At 41.8% G+C, this 17,657-nt stretch carries 6 protein-coding genes; 3 read left to right on the top strand and 3 right to left on the bottom strand.

Annotated elements, in window-relative coordinates; translation table 11 throughout:
- Positions 1-9 precede the first annotated feature (9 nt).
- Positions 10-777: a glycosyltransferase family 2 protein gene (locus H6G83_RS12970; protein ID WP_190472435.1), complete on the top strand. Its 768-nt coding sequence runs from the start codon at positions 10-12 to the stop codon at positions 775-777.
- A gap of 346 nt (positions 778-1,123) precedes the next feature.
- Here H6G83_RS12970 and H6G83_RS12965 read toward each other — a convergent pair whose 3' ends face one another.
- From H6G83_RS12965 to H6G83_RS12955, 3 genes are all read right to left on the bottom strand, one after another.
- Positions 1,124-2,941 (bottom strand): carbohydrate-binding protein, encoded by a 1,818-nt coding sequence (locus tag H6G83_RS12965; RefSeq protein ID WP_190472432.1) that lies wholly within the window; start codon positions 2,939-2,941, stop codon positions 1,124-1,126.
- Between the two features lie 2,024 nt (positions 2,942-4,965).
- Positions 4,966-8,427 (bottom strand): DUF4082 domain-containing protein, encoded by a 3,462-nt coding sequence (locus tag H6G83_RS12960; RefSeq protein WP_242044579.1) that lies wholly within the window; start codon positions 8,425-8,427, stop codon positions 4,966-4,968.
- A 393-nt stretch (positions 8,428-8,820) separates the two neighbouring features.
- Positions 8,821-13,308: a DUF4082 domain-containing protein gene (locus H6G83_RS12955; protein ID WP_313935965.1), complete on the bottom strand. Its 4,488-nt coding sequence runs from the start codon at positions 13,306-13,308 to the stop codon at positions 8,821-8,823.
- 1,025 nt (positions 13,309-14,333) lie between these two features.
- On the opposite strand from H6G83_RS12955, the gene H6G83_RS12950 reads away from it, so the two are divergent.
- Positions 14,334-15,806 carry a TldD/PmbA family protein gene (locus tag H6G83_RS12950; protein ID WP_190472422.1) on the top strand — a complete coding sequence of 491 codons (1,473 nt, stop codon included), beginning with the start codon at positions 14,334-14,336 and terminating at the stop codon, positions 15,804-15,806.
- 494 nt (positions 15,807-16,300) lie between these two features.
- Positions 16,301-17,641 (top strand): TldD/PmbA family protein, encoded by a 1,341-nt coding sequence (locus H6G83_RS12945; protein ID WP_190472420.1) that lies wholly within the window; start codon positions 16,301-16,303, stop codon positions 17,639-17,641.
- Positions 17,642-17,657 lie beyond the last annotated feature (16 nt).

Here is a 17,657-nt window from a genome sequence, read left to right as displayed (position 1 = left end):
TCACATTTTATGCTAGAAGAAATCACTCCATTAATCCTCACATATAATGAAGCCCCAAATATTGCTCGTACCCTCAAAAAACTGGATTGGGCAAACACAATTGTAGTTATTGACAGCTATAGCAATGATGCAACTCTAGATATTTTATCTTCCTATCCCCAGGTACAAATATTTTCAAGAAAGTTTGATTCCTTTGCGAGTCAATGCAATTACGGTTTAACAAAAATTACCTCGTCTTGGGTACTTTCACTAGATGCTGATTATATATTGACTGATGAGTTAATTGCGGAAATTCAAGCAATCCCAGCTAATTCAGATGTAAATAGTTACAGTATCAGATTCAAGTATTGTGTATTTGGCAAACCCCTGCGCGGGACTTTGCTACCACCCCGTAAAGCCCTTTACAAAAAAGAACAAGCAGTATATCAAGATGATGGTCATGCCCATAGAGTTGTGGTAGAGGGGAAATCTACCATGCTTTCAGGCTATATCCATCATGACGATCGCAAATCTCTCAGTCGATGGCTAGCAGCCCAGGATCGTTACATGATTATTGAAACAGAGAAATTATTGACAACTCCAACACATGAATTGAGTTGGGGCGATCGCATCCGTAAACAAAAAATTGTCGCTCCTTTGATCATACTGTTCTATTGCTTAATACTCAAAGGTGGTATCCTTGATGGTTGGCAAGGTTGGTACTATGCTTTCCAACGAGTATTGGCAGAGATGCTACTAGCTACTCGTTTAATTGAAACTGAGAAGTTATCGCCCTAGCCAGAGTTAGCACTTGACACTCTCACCTTCAAGGCTGTGCCTGTGAAGGGAGATTCTTGTTTCATCCCACTTGTCTAGATTAACGACATTAAAGATCTAGGATTTACGCAACTGGCAGATTTTTTCTGTAGGGTGTGTGAGGAGCGATAATATTTGAACGTAGTCATGAGACTTGTAGCGTCACGCACCAACCACCAATTGTGACACTTGCGTAAGTCCTGAGATAGATAAATCATAAGATCCTGATCCCAAGCAGCTTTTTGTCACCTGCTATACCTTGAAAGCACTATAGAAAAACAGCCTGTAATCAAACTACAGGCTGTTTTTCAGAATTGAAAAGTCTATTTTAGTTAGGCGCTCTTACACCATTTGTCCCTGATGCAGAATAGTCAGTAGTAGCGAAGATACTGGCCTGACCATCTACCTTAAAGCTAAAGCCCTGAGTAGGAACAATTTGCTTCAAGTTAATCCCCCCCGGAGTAGGTGATGTTCTAGCATTTCTTCCATAGGCATCTGTGTAGACTACAGAAGATTGAGAATTATCAAAGCTAAGAGCAGAGAAGTGGCTGCTAGATTGAACTGTTCCCCGGAATGGCGAACGAGGATCATCCCAACTTACCTTGCTTCCCGCACCCCTGGTTTCCTGGCACAATAGGGTGTTATAGAGAGGATGACCTTGAATGTAACAGTTATCCACTGTTCTACCGATTTTAGTTGCAGAAGAAGGATCATAAAAACGAGCGGGATTTGTGATAGTAAAGTAAAAATCACCCCCTACTAAACTAGTCAGCCAAAATTCTCTTGTTCTTGTGGCAACAGCAGAAACTTGTTGAGCAGTAGTACCACGTCTATAACAATCTGAAGTGGGAATAGCCCTATGGACATTTCCTGTCGGCTGGTTGGATGGCGTTGGCAAAATACCAGAAGTCACAGGCAAGTTACATTGTGACTCTTCTGCCTCTTTAAACGAACCAGGTGTACCAAACAAGGCAAATCGCTTTAAGTTAAATGCTTGTTGTCCATCGCATTTCCCAGATAAAAGTATCTCATGTGCCGTATTGGTCAGTGCATCTGGCGAATGTGTACCCATATGCAGTTTTATCACTACATCGCATTTGGTAGTTAAACTGCTATTGTTGGCATTGTACATAGTCCAGTTATTGGCTACCAAGACCTTGTGACCAAAATGATCCTCATGTCTGGGATTAGCCGGATCATTAACTGCCTGTTGTTCATTGACATAGCCGAAAGCTGGCATACCTCCGATAGAAAATGCCTCAGAGCCACGCGGATCATCGCCATGATCATGCCCATATGTACAATAACTATTGGTTTCCGGGTTGAAATCTACAGGAGGATGCCATGTGGGGTATACTTTGCCGTCTTCGCCTTTCACCCAATAGGTATCGTGTATCCACTTAGGACATTCCCAAGTTTTTCCGGGAGACCACAACCCATAGGACTTGGCTAATGTCTCGGAACTTGCAGGCAGCATACTTTTTGTTCGCACCGACGTACCAGAAATTTTGCTCACAGGTGCAGGCTTGTTAATCGCCTCATTATCTGACTTTTTCTGTATATCGTCAATTTTCTGCGTCGTGTCCTTAGCCCAGAAAGCAAACCAATTAAAGCGCATTTGGCTATTTGTTCCTGTAAACCTGATCACCAAGTTTTGTATTCCCTTAGCAAGGTTACTATCCACAGGACAAGGAACAGTACGATAGGTTGTTACAGAACCAGTACTGTTGATCGTACAAGTTCCCACAAGGGTTCCACTGGACGAGTTTAAACGAACTTCAACAGTGTTCGTCCCCGAAGCCAAGGCGATGCGGAGCATCAGCGCTTCTACACCACTACCTAAGTTAATGCTGTTGTATACAGCATAGTTGCCATTTGCAGTATTCGTTAGCTCTTGGGTATTCCCAACGTATGAAATATCATTTGGCTCTTCACTACGCTCCCAATAATCTCCCCAAACTGTTGACAAACCAACGCGAGACGAAAAAGTGAGAGCATCTATACGTTGAAAAACTGGCCAAGGTGCCACCGCACTGACCGGAATAGTCGTAGTGCCAGAAGTTTGTGCGTAAGTCACGCCAGAAACGCTCAAAATCAGCGTCATGGCTGCGAGCAGGAAAAATTTGATATACTTGAGTTTCGTCATAATTACCTATTGCCTAACATATGAAATCTTTAACATATGTTAGGTTTTCTTCATGAGTTCATTATTTTCAATTACCATCACAAGAAGGTATCATGAATTTTGTAAATCTGCCATCTGCGGTTTCTACTGATTTGTTACCCTGATAACTTTAAGATTTTTCATTCAAATCTCTGATAATGGTTACAGATAAGCCTATTCATGCTTCAAAATTTAATTTGTTCAGATTAATTTTTTAGTAATTATACAGTTCTTAGCTGGTTAATAAGTTCATATTTAGTAAAACCTTCTGCTTGAGGATAAGCATCTATTTGTGACTAAGTGAAATTTCTCACCCTAAAAACCTAAACTTAACCCCATTTACATACACAAATTTTATTAATACTCAGTGAGTATACTGCAACGCCATAAAATTAAGTAGAGCTTATTCAATGCAATGTAATTTTGCTACTTCTCTAATTGGATTAATTTGAACAGTAAAATCCCAATGCGATCGTAAATACAAGGAGTTAATTTACAAAGATGTTTATCAGAATAAGTGTGTTTTTTAATCATCTAATTCAATAAAAGAAATTCGTGAGCAACATTAAGATACCGTATATTCTTCACTCTAATTATAATTTTTCTGTAAATCATAGTATCAAATTTTCATTTTTAGATAGTGGTAATACTTACAGCAATCTGAATGTGAGTCCTTATTCTCTCCTTGTTATTATTTAGATGCAGTAATTTTTTATAAATTACGTCTAATGTGAATAAAAATCTTGTAATTGACTAGACATTTGTAGGGGCCGGTTAATCAAATATCATAAACACTTAACGATGATCTCGGTGAAGCTGTAGCTACTCCTTGCATAGGCTATTGTTTTGATAATCAATGTTTCCTAATTCACATCAGGTGTAAATTATACCATTTCTTGACGAAGCTGCACTTTATTCTGCACTGTAAAGATTGGCCTGCCAATCTCTACATTATTTATTTGGTGCATCTTCACAGAAAATTGGTATTACGTGGGACTTACGCAAGTGTCATAATCAAATTAACTGTAGGGTGCGTCAGCCCCAATAATTTCGACACATTCAAGGATTTTTCACATCTGACGTACCCTACCCCAAGTGCCAGTTGCGTAAGTCCTGTTACGCATAAAAACGAAGAATCAAGGATTTGCATAAGGGTGTAGGCGTATAGTCTAAAGTAGATACGATTTCTAACCACCCATTTCACGTTAATAGGACTTACGCACCGAGGTTATCTATTGAGGCAGGGTGTAAGGGTGTAGGTTTAGAGCTTTTACACCAGCCAAGCAAGCTCAAGTCGGGAAACCCCTTCGGGTATGCCTTCTCTACGTTCTCTACGAGACGCTTACGCGAACGCGGAGCGTGTCGTAGACAGAGGCTGCGCCAACGGCACGCCAAGGGCGAACAGCAGTTCACCCGTCGCTTGGCTACGCAAGTGTGACTGCACTCACGCAACTGGCTCCACTACACCCCTATACCCTTGCCAAAACCCTTAATTTTTCGTTTTCATACGTAAGTCCTAGTTAACGTGAGTTCGACAAGCTTTGTTTTAACCTCTCCCCCAAACCCTCTCTCTTGAAAAGTTCTGAACGCCGGAAGCCGGCGCACCCTACGGGTTCGCGTAGCGTCTCGTTAGAGAAGCAAGCTACAGACTTTTCGCCCCTTCGAGGAGAGGGGTTGGGGGTGAGGTATTTTTTCGTTTCTCCTCCCTCTCCTGACGGAGACGCTACACGAACGCCTTTTAGGAGAGGGAGCTTGGGAGGGAGAGGTTCATCGAACTCACGTTAGTTAAGTTGACACTTTGCTGTATTTGAAAAATTGCTACAAAAATAATCTCTTATACTTTTATTGGTATAAGAGATTATTTGTTATGGCCGTATCCACATAGGTTAGGACATAGGTAGATCACAAAACCTTTATGTATGTTAAATGGTTTTTGAGCCTGTCCCCTGGCATACACAGCATGATAGTCTTAAAACCAGCTAAGACAGCTATATATAGTGTTAAGACTAATTCGGAGTAAACACAACATCAACCCAGTAATTGCTCGACTGGTAGCTAGAATTGGGGAAGGCAGGGGTTGAACTATACCTATAAACACCATTACCACCACTTTCTCCATTACGTAGGGCATACAATGGAGTATTAGAAACACCAGAGTTATTAAAGTAATTTTTGTCTATAGAGTAGCGACCTACATTAGTGTGGTAAGAAACAACATAGACAGTGTTAGCAGTAATAGAAACTGGTGTAGCAAAATTAACTTGCTGCCAGCCAGAAGCCGTTTCGTTAATAAAAGTTGCCCTAGCTAACTGAGTACCAGTGCTACTCCATAAAGTACCGACGTGAGTCCCTGTATTCAGGCTACTCTTATAAAACCGGATGCCAGTAACCTTACCAGCGACAGTTGACCGGAACTTGACTCCCACTTCAACAGCACTAGTTTCCTGATCTGCTAACAAGGCTGGAGTCGCTGTCGAGTTCCAGATAGTAAACGATGCAGCCCCAGTAGTAAAAGTCCAAGTGTAGTTTGATACTAAAGCATTACCTGCTGAATCTTTGACCCCGGTTGCCCCGCCTTTAATGGTGGCTGTATAAGTTGTGGAAGCTGCCAGGAAACTGCTTGGTGTTAGCGTTGCCGTGTTGTTGCCAGCATTATAGGTGACGGTGGCTGTAATCAAACTATTATTGGAGTTCCGCAACTCAAAGGTATTACTGTTAATAGTTGCCGGATCTATGGCCTCGCTAAAGGTAGCCATAACGCTATTTCCTACACTCACTTCTGTAGCATTACTCATGGGGGATGTCGCCGTTACCGTCGGTGGGGTGGTGTCGGGAACTCCTGTAGTAAACAACCAACTGAAGTTTGCTGCTAAAGCATTACCAGCAGTGTCTTTCACCTTGGGGTCAGTTGTACCACCTTTGACTGTAGCAATGTAAGTAGTATTGCCAACCAAAGCAGTATTGGGTTTTAGTGCGGCAGTGTTGTTACTGGAGTTATAGGTGATGCTAGCAGTTACCAACGTATTATCATTCGCATTACGCAACTCAAAGGTATTGCCGTTAATAGTAGCTGCATCAATTGCTTCACTGAAGGCTACGGTAATACTACTATTGGTGCTGACTCCTGTGGCATTGTTTGCGGGAGTTGTGGCTGTGACAGTCGGCGCAGTTGTATCTGGCCCAAGACTAGAGGCAAATACCACATCTACCCAATAGTTGCTGGAGTTAAAGCTAGAGTTGGGGAAGGTGGGGTTAGCATTATAAGCATAAACACCATTACCACCGCTTTCACTGTTACTGAAAGCATAAAGCGGGTAGCTGTCTACGCCAGAATTGGCAAAATATCCACTGTCAATAGAATAACGCCCGACGTTAGTGTGATAGGAAGCAACGTAGGTAGTATTGGCTGTAATTGCTACTGGGGTGGAAAAGTTAACTTGTTGCCAACCGGAAGCTGTTTCATTGCTAAAGGTTGCCCTTGCTAGTTGTGTGCCGTTACTGTTCCATAAAGTACCAACATGAGTGCCTGTATTTTGAGGACTTTTGTAGAAGCGTAGGCCAGTAATATAACCACTGATCTGGGAGCGGAACTTCAAACCCAATTCCACTGCTCTTGTTTCTGAGTCTGCAAGTACGCTGGGTACTGTACTACTATCCCAAATACTGGTACAGGGGCTGGTAGTATTACACCGAGCGCCAACAGTAACAGTTACACTGGATACTAGCGTTTCCAGGTTGCCACTATCGTCAATAGCTCGACTCTTAATAGTGTATGTTCCAGTGGTCGTAGGTTTCCAAACATAGCTCCAGTTAGCACGACCATTTGCCGGATGCCATGTTGCGCCATTATCAACAGATACCTCAACACCACCAACGATACCACCACCAAAATCACTGGCTGTGCCAGTAATTGTCACCGAGGTATTTGTTTGGATGTTTGCACCATTAGTTGGTGAAGTAATAATCGATGTAGGAGTTTGCAGATCACTGGATAGGGATGCTGGAACTATACCCGACTGGGGTGTGGCAGGTTGTACACCCATGTCTGCAAACAGGTTGACAGTTGCCTGCTGCATACTTAAATTTGGGGTTGTATTCCCGCGATCGTGATTACCGTCTAGACCCCAAGACCATTGTACAGTTCCAGAACCAAACACTAGAGCATTTTTCCCGGTACTACCTTTGTATTTGTAAAGTGTTAAATGGTGGATAGCTGTACCAGAACCAAAAGTTGATCCGAAGTCTGTAAGAACAGGAGCATTATTGACGGTTGTAGTTGACATCCGAATAGAGCCAGTAGGTCGAAAGCCGTTATCGATGTCTTCATCCCACTCATAGCCTAAAGTTCGCTCAGTGAGTGTTGCAGTGCTACCGGGGGCGAGATTAGCAACGCTAGTGTTGCGCCAAAAGCGCAATTTGCCGTCTTCTGCTGGCACTTGAATAGCAGTCGTAGCACCGTCGTTGACTGTAAATAATGTGCCGGTTAAGGAATTTTCAGGACGACCACCATCAGCAGGTGGACTAAAACGGGGGTCGCGCCAAGTACCAGTCCACTCTGGAGAGGGATCAATTTTTGCGTTAGCGTGGGTTTCTTTGTAACAAACTAGTGTGCGATAAGGTGTCCCTGAGCCGTCGATACTGTTTTCCCAACGAGTTTTCCAGTAGACTTCGTTGCCACTAAAGAAGGCTAGATGAACACCATCATCTCTGGCTGCTTCAACTTTCTGACGCTGTTGTTTAGACCAATACTCGTCATGAGCAACGGATAGGAAGACTTTGTGATTTTTAATTAAATCACCATAGCGATCGCTATCAACGCCAGTAAAATAAGTCACATCATAACCGTTAGCCTCTAGCCAACGCACCATCGGATATTCCGCATTAAACAGCCAATCCTGACCATTATCCACAGAACGAGTATTGAAGGGACGGTTGTAGCTAACTTTGTAAGCGCCCCCTTGAGAGCCAGGCCCACCAAAATAAAGGCTAGCACCACCGTATTGGTTATATGCCTGCCAAGTCGTATCAGCTGTTTGAAACAGAATATCAGAGGTGCTAGCATCATCCCGGACAATAAAAACAATATGACTAGAACCTGTTAGTCCACCGATTAATACTGCTTTGGCAAAATAAATTCCTGAAGTGGCATCACTAGGAATAGTCCAAGACCCAGAGACATTCCAATTACCACAATCATATAGTGCCGTGCTTGAGTCTTTGTTGCAAGCAGGTTGATTTCGAGCATTGGCAATCTGTGATGTACTAGGCGATACAGTATCTACTTTGCGTGCGCCATTGCCACCATAGTAACCCATGCGGTAAATATCCAGCCGATAATTAGTGCCAGTGGTTTTAATTTTGAAGTTGACTGTTTGCCCTTTGTTATAACTGATGTCTGTGGCGAAACCTTGGATATCAGGGCTTCCAGCACCATCCACATCCCACTCAGAAGCAGGATTGCCTGACATACAGTTCTCCTCCATAATCTTGTTAGCTGGAGAATTACAGGAACTCACTGCCACTACTTTTTGCATTGCGAATTGCCCATGTCCATTTGTTCCTAACACCAGAACTATTGTTAGGAATATCAAGAACATCATTCGTAATAACTTTTTCATCAAGTCTCCTGAAAAGCAAAGTAATTACTGATTAATCAGACTTTTATGTTGATATTTGACATATACCAGTTGTGAGATAAATAGGAAATAAATTAATCATAAAATCTTGGTAATGACAGACTTTCATGACTATTTCCTATTCCTATTCCCTCCTATAAATTGAAAAACATTTGGCTGGTGAAAAATTTTTCTTACCCTATAAAGAGGGTAAGAAATAAAATAGCCAATCACTGAATTCGGGCTTTAATTGGGAGTAAAGACAACATCGACCCAATAATTAGTTGACTGGTAAGTGCCAGTAGGGAACCCGCTTGCACCATATTTATAAACACCGTTACCATCACTTTCTCCGTTTTTGAGCGCATAAAGTGGTGGATTGCTGAATCCAGAGTTGGCAAAGTATCCGACACTTGTCGAGTAGCGACCGACATTTGTATGGTAGGAAGCCACATAAACGCTGTTAGCGGTAATCGGTACAGGAGTATTAAAATTCACTTGCTGCCAACCAGAAGCAGTCTCATTGGTGAATGTTGCTGTTGCCAACAACTGACCACTACTACTCCACAGATTGCCAATATGTGTGCCTGTGTTTTGAATACTTTTGTAAAAGCGGATACCTGTAATTGAGCCATCCACATCAGCGCGGAATTTTACTCCCAATTCCACTGCACTAGTATCAGGATCTGAGAGGTTTGCCGGAGTTGCTGAATTATTCCAGATACTAGAAGAAGTTGGTGCTGTAGAGGCGGTAGTTGTGAATGACCAAGAAAAGTCTGCTGCTAAAGCATTACCAGCCGTATCTTTGATTCCGTTTGCACCACCCTTGACAGTAGCAGTGTAGAGCGTGGAGATGGACAATGCACTGCTCGGTGTCAGTGTGGCGGTACGGCTAACCGCGTTGTAGCTGACTGTGGCAGGGATGAGTGTATTGCTGGCATTACGTAACTCGAAGCTACTACTAGTTACTGTTGCCGAATTTATGGCTTCACTGAAGCTAGCAGTAATGTTAGGTAATGTACTCACACCTGTAGCACCATTGCTGGGGCTATTTGCTGTGACTGTCGGCGGTGTAGTATCGGGTGCAGTGCTGGTAGTAAACACCACGTCAACCCAGTAGTTACTTGATTGGTAGGTATCAGTGGGGAAATTGCTTGTAGCTCCATATTTGTAAACACCATTACCTCCATTTTCACCATTTCTCAGTGCATACAGTGGTGGGTTATTCACTCCAGAGTTAGTAAAGTATCCTTGGTTTAAAGCGTAGCGACCGACATTTGTATGGTAGGAGGCTACGTATACAGTATTAGCTGTAATCGCTACTGGCTGATCAAAGTTCACCTGCTGCCAACCAGAAGTGGTTTCATTGCTGAAGGTGGCTGTGGCTAGTTTTGTTCCTGTACTTGTCCACAAATTGCCGATGTGTGTTCCTGTGTTTTGACTACCTTTGTAGAATTTGATGCCAGTAATGTAGCCATCCACATCGCTACGGAATTTCACTCCCAATTCCACGGCATTGCTATCTCCTACTGATGCTGTGGTTGGTGTGGCTGAGTTATTCCAGATACTAGAAGAAGTTGGTGCTGTAGAGGCGGTAGTTGTGAATGACCAAGAGAAGTCTGCCGCTAAAGCATTACCAGCAGTATCTTTGACTCCGTTTGTACCACCCTTGACAGTAGCAGTGTACAGCGTGGAGGTGGACAATGCACTGCTCGGTGTTAACGTTGCTGTCTGGCTAGCCGCGTTGTAGCTGACTGTGGCAGGGACGAGTGTATTGCTGGCATCACGTAACTCAAAGGTACTACTAGTTACTGTTGCTGGATTGATGGCTTTACTGAAGCTAGCAGTAATGTTAGGTGATGTACTCACGCCTGTAGCACTATTGCTGGGGCTATTTGCTGTGACTGTCGGTGCTGAGGTATCTACTGTGTATGTAGCAACATAAGCACCGCTATCACCAGAGAAAAAGGCATACTCAATACCTTTAATTATTTGAGTGGTATAAGCAACACTATTACCATTGCGGGTAAGACTGCTGAGGGTAGTGTTACCAAACACTGTTGGTAACATTGCTTGCAAACCGTTAGTTGTTAGATTCGCTGTATTTGTAGCTTTGGTAATTGTGAAGTTAAGAGCGTTATTACTCCAGTTAAACGACCCGAAAGACGAACTATTACGACCATCAAGCCATTTTAAAACTTGTTTAGCAGAGACAACTGGTACACCGCGAGCTTTTGCAGATGCTACTACCTCATCAGACTCTGATGAGTTGGGGGAATCAGTATGGGCGTTAACGTTGAAAACACCGTAATACCCCTGTGTCCCAATTGCCCGATCAAGTAGAGTATCGATGGTGTAAGGATAAGACTGTCCAGATTCATCAGTTAATTGGGTAGCTGCGCCATAGACATCAATCATTTCCCCATTTTTATTGGCAAAGCGCATTGGCATACCAGAACCTGTGAAGAATCCAGGGCTGTTATTAATCCAAGCGGGCGGCCAGTAATAGTATGTTGTATCTAATCTGATGCCGTAATTAGACTCAACTTGTGGCGTGCTAAACCAGTCACTCCAGACTAAGCAGTGATGTCTTTGAGTAGTAGGGGCAGGAAGACTGGGATATTTGCTGGTAAAGTCTGCCACTTGCTGTTGATAAAGTGACTGTAATGATGGAGGGTTAGTTAATGTGGAAGTTTGATAATTTTCACAATTTGTATTTAGATGCAGCGATATTTCAAATCCCTGAGCATTGTAACTAGACATCTGTGCATTGGTAATAGGTTCAGACAGAGCATATATATATGATGTACCTCTGATGCACTGCCAATCATCGACTGAACACCCTGGTGGACTTTGGTTGATAAATTGGTCAAATCTTCCGGCTGTTCCCCCGTTAGCGTGATCGTCCCCAGTCATCATCACCACCGCTTTTTTACCATGGGGAAAATACCAAAAGCGGGGTAATGGTTTTTTCGACTGGTTCATGTTGATAATTAGATTTGCCAATAGCCTTTGTTGCTCATCGGCTTGCGGGATTGCCACTTTATTCAGGTCAACCCAATCTGGTTTGACATCACCACTAGCATTGCCATAGAACAAATCGTCGGAGCGGATGGGCGAAAAACCATCACGCTCTTGTTGATCCCAAGTGGGATTACCTTGACGAGTGTAGACAATAGAACGAGCTAAATCGTAGGTAAATGCAGCCGCCTGACCATTACCAACACTACGCAGAGTGACGGCAGGATTAGAGGTTGATGTTGTTGCATTTGTGTAAAGGGTGGCTATGCTATCAGCACCATTGAGGGTATAGCGGTCGGCTATTCCGTGGAACTGGATAGTTTGATTGACAATACCTTTACCAGCAGAGGTGGAGTTATTAACCAACAGATAAGCGTCGGATAATGTGGAGTTGGCATCAGTTAGCCCTAGTAAGCTTGCCAGTTGCTTGTCAGGACGCATGGCAATTAAATTGCCACCATTTTGAACCCAATTGTTAAATGTTGTCACCTGAGCCGAGCTTAGGTTCATTTCCGCCAGAAGGACAACATCGTAGTTAGCCAAAGTCGTTGATGTTACTGATGAGATGTCACTAACAGCAAAATAGTTGAGACCTTCATTCCGGAGAATTTCGGCGTAGTACTCACTAAAACGATTAGCTGTACTGGTCACAAGTAAGATTGGCCCACCTGTTGCTGGTGGTATGGCGGCTAATAATGTTTCTGTAAAACTACTAGTATCAGTTTTGATGGAGCTAGTAGATTTCTGTGCTTTTAAGTTTTTGTTGAGGTTGGATGATTTATTATTGGTGGCGGGTACTAGGTCTGTTACCTTCACATTCTGCTTACGTACCCCAGACTCTACATCCCACACAGCCGTATAACCATCTTTATTGGCTGTGGCTAAGTTTTTTCCATCTAAGCTCACATCGATCGCAGTTATCTCTGAGGTATCGAGTGAGTTGAGCTTTAAGCGCAAACTATTAGTTTTTGTGTTCCAAAAATAAATAATGTTCTTCCCAGTGGCGATTAATGTATCTCCATTCGGGCTGAAACGCACTGTCTGCAATGGTTCAGTTGCATCACGGAATACCTGAACTGGTTCACCTGTGTCTACATTCCACAATCTTGCTGTTTGATCTTGACTGACACTGGCTAGGGTTTTTCCATCTGTGCTAAAGGCAACATCTGTAACTGCTGCCATGTGTCCTTGAATGCTTCTCAAAGCTTTACCTGTGGTTGTATCCCAGAGGATGAGTAAACCGTTATCGTCACCACTAGCTAAAATCTTGCCATTGCGATTGAAGGCTATGCCGTTAACAAAGTTTTTGTGTCCTGAAAGAACATGAATCAATTTTTCGGTTGATACATCCCATAAGTGAACTTTGGGGTCTTCTCCAGCCGTAGCGATCATCTGACCATTCTGGCTTATAGCAATTGTTCTGGGTGGGTTTTCTGGCCCCTGTAATCTTAGAGTTTGTTTTCCTGTGGCGATGTCCCAACTGCGGAGTACCGTGTCTCGTCCGACGCTATTAAGAGTTTTACCATTGGGACTAAAAACTAGGCCCGTTACACGAGATGAGTGACCAGGCAAGGTTTTGCTGAGTTTGCCTTTGTTGATATCAACCAGAGCTATCTGACCATCTTCAATGCCATCAGCTACGGTAGTCCCATCAGGACTGAAGGCGATCGCACTGACTTGTCTAGTGGTTTCCGATAACTTTGTTTGAGCCACTGTATATTCAGTAATACTCCCTATACATAGGATTACTAATACAGTGCAAAGAAATAAACTCAAGTATTTTAAAAATTTTCGTCTCATATTTTATTGATTATTCAGTACTAGTCTTGTTTAGTTATTTTTATGATTTTTTTGTTTTTATCTATGAGATAAAAAGCTAATTTTTCATTGTTTATTCCTGCTATTTGAACTTGTTTGACCTTGAATAAATAATACATTAATACTTTCTTTATACTTGGTACTTCCCAATTTTTAGTGAAAGTATTAAAGTATAAATATGCTGTTATTAGACTAATAATTCATGGTTGGCAAATTATCCTTTTGAAAATATATCTTTTATTAAAGATTAGCTATGTCTTTCTCTAAAACATTTAAATACCTTTTTGCTAAAGAAAACAAAAATACTTTATAAAACTTTCAAAACAGACTAATTATAGAAATAATTAATCTATAGACAACTTTATTAAAATAATAAAAATTTGCCTATGAGTTGCTGATATAAACTAGCGAGCCGTTAAATATAAGGAAATAAATAGAGATTGTTAGGAAAATATACAATCTTTACTCTTCACACTTTGATTTTGATATGTATGTCTTAAGCTGTTATTATTAAGCTACTTTTAATACTTTATTACTAGAAAAATATTTGCTAGTAAAAAGCTTTTTTAAACCAGTAGCCTACTTAAATAAAAGTATAGATATTAAAATGTCAAATATACTTAAAGATTATATGAATTTTGTATGTATCTAAGTAAATGTATGTTGTGTTAATATCAAGTTATTTCTAATACAAAAAACCAATTTCGGTGTTATGTAATTGCTAGATGATTTAACAAATAAAAAATTTATTCCCCAGTTTCCCTAGCCTCTCCAGCTTGCCTCAATTAGTACCTATGTTCGGCAACACCCCAATTTTTGTAGAGCTAATCTCCCTCATAGGGCTTTCAGCGATTTGTTAGACTGATGAAACCAGGATTTTTCAGTCAAATCTCTGATAACGCCAGCAGACGAGGCTATTCATGCTTACAAGTACCCTACTTCTTTCAAATCAACTTCCTAACCTGCAATATTCGTCAACCCCAGAGCGCTTCGATGAAACTTGGGAAGCGCCCTTGGCTACCCTCTTGGGTTTAGGACGTGCAGCTGGTGCTGATTTTGTGGAATTTTTTCTAGAACGCCGTAATTACATTAGTAGTTTGGCAGAAGACGATACTATTACAAGTATTTCACCAAGCCTGACCACTGGGGCAGGAGTCAGAGTATTTCGTGGCAAAGCCGACTGCTACGTCAGTACAAACGACTTATCATTTTCTGGCTTAAAAGCAGCTTTAGAGAAAGGTTTATCTATCTTAGGCTTACAATTACCAGCCCCTAGTGCTTTTATTCCAGAAATTAACCTAGAATTACTCAGAGACTACTCCAGCAAACGCGGTAAAGATGGCTGGCTACCTCTATGTAGTTCTATCCGGGAAATGGGGGAAATCCTGCTTGATGGGACAGCATCCCTCAAGCAAAAAGCCAGCCATGTACAATCTCGTCGTGCGACTTATTTCCGGGATTGGCAAGAAGTATTAGTTGCAGCCAGTGATGGCACTTTTGCTCGTGATATTCGCCTGACTCAATCAGTAGGATTTAGCCTACTATGTGCTGATGGCGCTCATCGAGCTTCGATTGGTGAACGTGCAGGTAATACCAGCGATGCTAACTTCCTGAGAACTTGGGATTATCAACAAGCCGCCGAGCAAATTGCCGAATCTGCGGGTAAAATGCTCTATGCAGATTATGTAGAATCGGGTACTTATCCAATTATCATGGCGAATCACTTTGGTGGAGTGATTTTCCATGAAGCCTGTGGACACCTATTAGAAACAACCCAAATCGAACGCAACACCACACCCTTTGCTGATAAGAAAGGTGAAAAAATTGCCCACGAAAGCTTAACAGCTTGGGATGAAGGACGAGCCGATAACGCCTTCGGCACAATTGACATGGATGACGAAGGTATGCCAGCCCAAAGAACCCTCCTGATTGAAAAAGGTGTTTTGAAAAACTTCTTAGCAGACAGAACTGGTTCTTGGCGTACTGGACACCCCCGGACGGGTAGTGGTCGTCGCCAGAATTATACCTTTGCTGCGGCTAGCCGAATGCGTAATACTTACATCGCTACTGGTGACTATTCAATTGAAGATTTATTCGCCTCGGTAGATAAAGGTATTTACTGCAAAAAAATGGGTGGTGGTAGTGTTGGCGCTACTGGTCAATTTAACTTTAGCGTTGATGAAGCCTATTTAATTGAAAATGGTAAAGTTACCAAACCATTAAAAGGTGCGACTCTCATCGGTGAAGCTAAGGAAATTATGAACAAAATTTCCATGTGTTCCCAAGATTTAGAACTTGCGCCGGGTTTTTGCGGTTCTGTTAGTGGCAGTATCTACACTACTGTAGGACAACCCCACATTAAAGTTGATTCCATAACCGTCGGTGGACGTTAGGAATTTTAGATTGGTTCGTAGTGAGGACTTTAGTCCTCAAAATTATAGAAATCCGATTTGATGATTGGAAAATATAAGTATATAGGATTCATATTTGATTTCTGAAATATACGTAGGGTGGGCATTGCCCACAGTATCATGGTTTTGGTGGGCAATGCCCACCCTACAGATACTTAGATTTTTTCAACAATCAATTCGGATTCCTAGACGTAGGGTAAGTATTGCTCACCTGAAAATGATTTTGGTGAATATGACCTACTCTACATATAATTCAAGCATCAAGTGCAAGTTCTATATCTGACATCTTCCACCTCTTAGTAAGGAGGTGGGCAATGCCCACCCTACAAAATACAGCAATAAGCAAGTGGTTAAGATAAAAGATATGAGGACTGAAGTCCTTACTACAAACTAAATCTGTAGAAAAGAGCAGATATTAGTGAGATTTGCCGATAGAAGCTAAGAAGACATCAAATATTTTTGAACTTTGAATTGCCATGCCGAATATTCATGAAATTGCCAATTATGCCCAAGACAATGCTCAAAAGCTGGGCATCCAAAAATTTGACATTTATGGCTCAACTGTAGATGAAACGAGTGTACAGGTTGACCAAGGTGAGCCAAAACAAGTTAAAGCCTCAAATCGCTCTGGGGTGACTGTGCGTGTTTGGAATGATGACAATACCATAGGCATTACTAGCACCACAGATGTAGATCCTCAAGGGTTAGAATTGGCTTTAAAAACTGCTTATGAAGCCAGTTTTTTTGGTGTTAAGGAAAACGCACCTGATTTTAGTCCAGAGGCTACTGTTCCCATTGACAATATCTTGAACGAAAAAGCGCCTCAAGCTCCTGTTTCGGAACTGATAGAAAAACTGTTGGTGGCGGAAAAAGAATTATTGGCTGCTCATCCAGCAATCCAAAGTGTACCCTATAACGGTTTAGCACAAAGAGATATTGATAGATTCTATCTCAATAGTGCTGGCGCTTTAAGAACTGAATCTGTATCTTTGGCTTCAGTTTATCTTTATAGCAAAACTGATGAGGAAGGCAAAAAGCCACGTAGTGCTGGGGCTTTTAGAATCAATCGGAGTTTAGAAAGTTTGGATATTAATGGATGTATCCAAGAAACTGCTGAAAAAACAATTAGTCATCTAAATTACGAGAAAATCAAAACTGGTAAATATCAGGTTGTTTTTTCACCGGAAGCTTTCTTGAGTCTTTTAGGCGCGTTTTCTAATTTATTCAACGCTCAAAACATCCTTGATAAACAAAGCCTGTCTACTCCCGATGATATAGGTAAGCAAATTGCTTCGCCTTTGTTGTCATTGTATGATGATGCGTTGCATCCAGCTAATATAGGTGCGGAAACTTTTGATGGTGAAGGTACGCCAACTCGTCAGGTTGCATTGATAGAAAATGGGATTTTAACAGGCTTTCTTCACAGTGCGGGAACTGCGAAAAGGTTAAATGCTCAACCTACAGGTAATGCTAGTATTGGGGCTAAAGTTTCTGTTAGTCCTAACTTTTATCATGTGTTTGCATCTGGGGATTCTGAGCAACAATTTAGTTTGGAAACAGCAGAAAATGTGGTTTTGATTGATGATTTACACGCTTTACACGCTGGTGTGAAATCTTTGCAAGGCTCGTTTTCTTTACCTTTTGATGGTTGGTTGATTAACAAAGGTGTAAGAACAAGTATTGAATCAGCAACTGTGGCTGGTGATTTCTTGGAACTTTTGAAGTCAATTATCTATGTGGAAAAGGAAGTGGCTTTAACTCCAGGTGGTGTGGCTCCTCGAATTTGGGTTGAGGAATTGTCTATTACTGGGGAGTAGTGAATAGGGGATAGGG

The organism is Anabaena azotica FACHB-119 (assembly GCF_014697625.1).
GTDB classification, from domain to species: domain Bacteria; phylum Cyanobacteriota; class Cyanobacteriia; order Cyanobacteriales; family Nostocaceae; genus Trichormus; species Trichormus azoticus_A.
Note: the sequence above shows the minus strand (reverse complement) of the source record. Positions and strands in the feature narration are given on the sequence as shown.